4 protein-coding genes are annotated in these 5,058 nt (G+C 66.4%); 3 read left to right on the top strand and 1 reads right to left on the bottom strand.

The genetic code is table 11. The features are described from left to right. The first annotated feature begins 161 nt into the window (after positions 1–161). The 3 genes from EOA38_RS27700 (at position 162) to EOA38_RS27690 (ending at position 3,703) form a co-directional block, all read left to right on the top strand. Positions 162–1,538 carry an aspartate aminotransferase family protein gene (locus EOA38_RS27700; RefSeq protein WP_127300715.1) on the top strand — a complete coding sequence of 459 codons (1,377 nt, stop codon included), beginning with the start codon at positions 162–164 and terminating at the stop codon, positions 1,536–1,538. Between the two features lie 26 nt (positions 1,539–1,564). After that, positions 1,565–2,971, top strand: a complete 1,407-nt coding sequence (locus tag EOA38_RS27695; protein ID WP_127300714.1) for a glutamine synthetase family protein — start codon at positions 1,565–1,567, stop codon at positions 2,969–2,971. A gap of 63 nt (positions 2,972–3,034) precedes the next feature. Continuing rightward, complete coding sequence (locus EOA38_RS27690; RefSeq protein WP_126090624.1) at positions 3,035–3,703, top strand: UdgX family uracil-DNA binding protein; 669 nt, start codon at positions 3,035–3,037, stop codon at positions 3,701–3,703. A gap of 133 nt (positions 3,704–3,836) precedes the next feature. On the opposite strand, the gene EOA38_RS27685 is transcribed toward EOA38_RS27690, so the two are convergent. Next, positions 3,837–5,058, bottom strand: a 1,222-nt coding sequence (locus EOA38_RS27685) for a glycerate kinase (protein WP_145966093.1), incomplete at its 5' end; no start/stop codon positions are given.

The following is a 5,058-nucleotide window of genomic DNA, read 5'->3' as shown; positions in this document are numbered from 1 at the left end:
TTAAGGGAGTAGGGGAGAAGGGCAGTAAGGGAGTAGGTAGGGAAAGTGGATCCCCTACTCCCCTACTCCCCTACTGCCTGAGCCAACGCCCGCCCCCAGCGCGGCCAATTGCGGATTTGCCGACCGGTTGGCAGAGTGCCGCGCGAGAAAGAGGGGCCTTCATGCATTCAATCGACCGGACTTCCATCGGCGGCATCGATGCCGCCCGCATCGCCGAATTGCGCGAGACGGAGGCGGCCATCTTCCGCAAGGCGCGGCCGAAATCCGAGGCGAAGGTGGGCAACGGCATGGCCGGCTTCCTCGGCGGCGTGCCGATGCACTGGATGACCGACTGGCCGACGCCGTTTCCGATCCTGGTCGACGGCGCGAAAGGCGCCACCATCACCGATATAGACGGCAACAAGCTTGACGATTTCTGCCTTGGCGACACCGGCTCGATGCTCGGGCATTCGCCGCCGGCGGTCGCCCGCGCCATCCGCCGGCAGGCCGGGCGCGGCCTGACCTACATGCTGCCCAGCGAGGATGCGCTGGCGATCGGCCCGCTTTTGCAGCAGCGCTTCGGTCTGCCCTATTGGCAGATCGCCACCACCGCCACCGACGCCAACCGCTTCGCGCTGCGCGTCGCCCGCGCCGTGACGGGGCGGGAGAAAATCCTGGTCTTCAATGGCTGCTATCATGGCTCGGTCGACGAGACGATGGTGCGGCTGATCGGCGGCAAGCCGGTCAACCGGCCCGGACTGGCGGGCGAATTCCGCGATCTCACGCGGGCAACCAAGATCGTCGAATTCAACGATGTCGCCGCACTGGAGGCCTCGCTTGACGAGCGCGACGTCGCCTGCGTCATCACCGAACCGGTGCTGACCAATTCCTGCATGGTGCTGCCGGAGCCGGGCTTTCACGACGCACTGCGTCGCCTCACCCGCGCGGCCGGCACTCTGCTTCTGATCGACGAGACGCACACCATCTCCACCGGCCCTGGCGGTTACACACGCAAACATGGACTGGAGCCGGACCTGTTCGTGCTCGGCAAGCCGGTGGCCGGCGGCGTACCGGCCAGCATCTGGGGCATGAGCGAAGAGGTCGCCACCCGCTACGGCGCCTATAACCGGACGAAGGAGCCCGGTTATTCCGGCATGGGTACGACGCTGTCGGCGAACCCGCTGCAATTCGCGGCGATGCGCGCGACGCTGGAAGAGGTGATGACGGAGGAGGCCTATGCCCATATGGACCGGCTGGCGCGCCGCCTCGACGCCGGGCTGACCGCCGTCATCGACCGTTATCATTTGCCCTGGCATGTCGCGCGCGTCGGAGCCCGGGTCGAGTTCATCTGCGCGCCCGGTCCGCTGAAAGATGGCAGCGAGGCGGAGAAGGCGCATGCGCCGGAACTCGAGGCAGCCATCCATGTCGCGCTGGTCAATCGCGGCGTGCTGATCGCACCGTTCCACAATATGATGCTGATTTCGCCAGCGACGACGGCGGCGCAGGTGAGCCGGCTGATCACCGCTTTCAGCGCGGTTGCGGCCAGGCTTACGGCGTGAGACAAGCAGTTGGAAGATTGGCAGCCATGGACAATCCGAGCACAGTTGCGACCTCCCCTTCAGGCTCGACGCCCGCCGAGGCGAAGGCTTTTCTCGACGCCCATCCCGACATCGAGGCCTTCGACATCGTGCTCACCGACGCCAACGGCATCGGCCGCGGCAAGATCGTGCGGCGCCACGAGCTGATGGGCATTTTCGAGAATGGCCGTCATATGCCGATCTCGATCCTCGGCCTCGACATCACCGGCGAGGACGTCCACGAAACCGGGCTGATCTGGGACAGCGGCGACGGCGACCTCAGGGCCTGGCCGATCCCCGGCACACTGGTGCCGCTCCACGGCACGCAGCCGCCGCGCGGCCAGGTGCTGATGGCGATGTATCATCTGGACGGGCAACCGATGTCGTCGGATCCACGGCTGGCGCTGGCCCGGCAGGTGGACATATTGGCGGCCAAGGGCCTGCATCCGGCCGGCGCCTTCGAGCTGGAATTTTTTCTCCTCGCCAACGAACGCGATGCGGACGGCAAGGTGCAGGCCGCCCGCGCGGTGCTCGACGGCCGCCGCTCGGGCAAGACGGAAGTCTATTCGGTCGACCATCTGCACGGCATGGAGCCGCTGTTTTCCGACATCTACGCCGCCGCCAGGGCGCAGGGCATTCCGGCCGAGACCGTCATTTCGGAATATGCGCCCGGCCAATACGAACTGACGCTCAACTACCGCAAGGATGTGATGCGGGCGGCCGATGACCTGGTCATGCTGAAACGGCTGGTCCGGGCGCAAGCGCGCCGGCACGGCGTCACCGCGTGCTTCATGGCCAAGCCCATCGAGACCTATGCCGGCTCGGGCATGCATTTTCACGTCTCGCTGCAGGACGATGCGGGCCGGAACGTCTTCACCGAAGCCGCCGGCGAGAAATGGTCACCGAGCCTGCTCAACGCGCTCGGCGGGCTGATCCACACCATGGCGGAATCGATGCTGGTTTTCGCGCCGCATGCCAATTCATGGCGGCGCTTCGTCTCGCAATCCTATGCGCCGGTGGCGCCGACCTGGGGCGTCAACAACCGATCGGTGGCGCTGCGCGTGCCGGCGGGCGACGCCAAGAACCGCCGCATCGAGCACAGGCCGTCCGGCGTCGACGCCAATCCCTATCTGGTGGCGGCGACCGTGCTGGCCGGCATCGTCAAGGGCCTCGACGAGGGGCTCGACCCCGGACCGGAGACGACCGGCAACGGCTATGAGTCCGCCCCCGCGGACACGACCATGCCGGTGGACTGGCGCGCCGCGATCGAGGCGGCCAGGCGCTCCGATTTCCTGAAATCGGCGCTCGGCCCCGACCTGCACCGAACCTTCGTGGCGATCAAGCAGGCGGAATATCTGCGCGTCGCCCGCACCGTCAGCGAGCTGGATTACCACCTCTATCTGCACGAGGTGTGAGGCACCGGCAGGAACCATCGACAATCTCGCCCATTCAACATCGAAGCGGACGAGGGATGGACGATGGCAGGCACGACTCCACATGAGCCGGCGACTTCCGGCAGACGCGCTCGAGCGGGACACGCCGAACCGCCGGACGACGCAGCGCCGATCGCCGAGTTGCGCGATGAGGCGACGGGTTGCCGCCGCTGCCCGCTGTGGCGCAACGCGACACAGACGGTTTTCGGCGAAGGGCCGGAAGACGCCGAGGTGATCTTCGTCGGCGAACAGCCGGGAGACCAGGAGGATCGGGCCGGCAAACCATTTGTCGGCCCGGCGGGCCGGATGCTCGACGCCACGCTGGAAGATGCCGACATCGACCGCCGGAAGGTCTATGTCACAAACGCGGTGAAGCATTTCAAATTCGAGCCGCGCGGCAAACGGCGCATCCACTCCAAGCCCAATGTCGGCGAGGTGCAGGCCTGCCGCTGGTGGCTGGACAAGGAGATCGGCCGGATCGAGCCCCGTCTTGCCGTGGCGCTTGGCTCGACCGCGGCGCAGTCCCTGCTTGGCAAAGCGGTACCGGTGTTGAAGAGGCGCGGCGAGGTGATCGAGCGCGATGACGGCTTACGCGTCTTCATCACCATCCACCCCTCGCTTATCCTGCGCATCCGCGAGCAGGAGGACAAGGAGGCGGAGAGGGAGCGGTTTTTGAAGGATATGCGGAAGGTAAAAGAGTTGATGGCTGCTTGAACGATCAGCGTGCCCGACCCCGCGCAGAGGGGCGACGCTGCTGCACGGTAGTGCGACGTTGAAGATTAGCCGAAACGCTCGTCGCTTCGCTCCTTGCTTCGCCCTAGAATGACGACTTCTGTGGGGCTCCGCGCTACCTAACCAGAATCGCCCTGAGATCATTCACATTCGTGCCCGTAGGTCCCGGCACGAAAAGATCACCCACCGCATTGAAGGCCGTCCAGGCATTGTTGCCGGCTAGCATCGCCTTGGCGTCGACACCCGCCCCGCGCATGCGCGACACGGTCGAGCCGTCGGCGAAGGCGCCGGCATTGTTCTCCGAGCCGTCGATGCCGTCGGTGTCTGCCGCCAGAGCATGGATACCATCCACACCGTTGATGGCGATGGCAAAGGCGAGCAGGAATTCCGAGTTGCGGCCGCCCTTGCCCTTGGCGCGCAAGGTCACCGTCGTCTCGCCGCCTGAGAGGATCAGCACCGGCTTGGCGAAGGGGCGGTTGCGCGTCGCCACCTCGCGCACGATAGCGGCATGGACACCACCGACCTCGCGCGCCTCGCCTTCGATCGAATCCGACAGGATCACGGCCTCAATGCCTTGCCGCTTCGCTTCGGCTGCCGCCGCTTCCAGCGACACGCCCGCCGAGGCAATGAGATGCACCTCGTTGCCGGCAAAGCGCGGGTCGTTGGGTCGCGGCGCATCGGCGGCGGGCGATTGGATATGCGCCATGACGGAGGCCGGAAACTTCACGTTGTAGGCGGCGATCGCCGCCAGCGCATCCTCACGGCTGCCGGTGTCGGGGACGGTCGGTCCCGACGCAACCAGCGCCGGATTGTCGCCGGGGATGTCGGAAACGACCAGCGACACGACCCTCGCCGGATGGGCGGCGGCGGCAAGGCGACCGCCCTTGATGGTCGAGACGTGCTTGCGGATGGTATTCATGGCCGCGATCGGCGCGCCGGAGGCAAGCAGCGCTTCGTTGACGGCGATCTCGTCGGCTAAAGTCAGGCCGGGAGCGGGCGACGGCAGCAGCGCCGAGCCGCCGCCAGAAATCAGCGCCACCACCAGATCGTCCGATGTCAGACCCCGCACCTTCTCCAGCAGCCGGCGCGACGCCTCGAGGCCGGCGGCGTCCGGCACCGGATGCGCCGCCTCGATGATCTCGATGCGCTCGCATTTCGCGCCATAGCCGTAGCGGGTGACGACCAGCCCGTCGATCGGCCCTTCCCAGACTCTCTCGAAGGCCGCCGCCATCTGCGCCGAGCCTTTTCCCGCGCCGATGACGATGGTGCGGCCCTTCGGCCTTGCCGGCAAATGATTGCGGATCGTCTTTTCCGGTTCGGCGGCAGCGACGGCGGCG

Origin of the sequence: Mesorhizobium sp. M1E.F.Ca.ET.041.01.1.1, from assembly GCF_003997355.1 — a bacterium.
GTDB lineage: Bacteria > Pseudomonadota > Alphaproteobacteria > Rhizobiales > Rhizobiaceae > Mesorhizobium.
The sequence above is the reverse complement of the archived record's forward strand: the minus strand, read 5'-3'. Positions and strand labels throughout refer to the sequence as shown.

What these genes read in the sequence shown, in the direction of transcription:
- EOA38_RS27700 (WP_127300715.1), top strand. Translation starts at nt 162, where the DNA reads ATGCATTCAATCGACCGGACTTCCATCGGCGGCATCGATGCCGCCCGC.
- EOA38_RS27695 (WP_127300714.1), top strand. Translation starts at nt 1,565, where the DNA reads ATGGACAATCCGAGCACAGTTGCGACCTCCCCTTCAGGCTCGACGCCC.
- EOA38_RS27690 (WP_126090624.1), top strand. Translation starts at nt 3,035, where the DNA reads ATGGCAGGCACGACTCCACATGAGCCGGCGACTTCCGGCAGACGCGCT.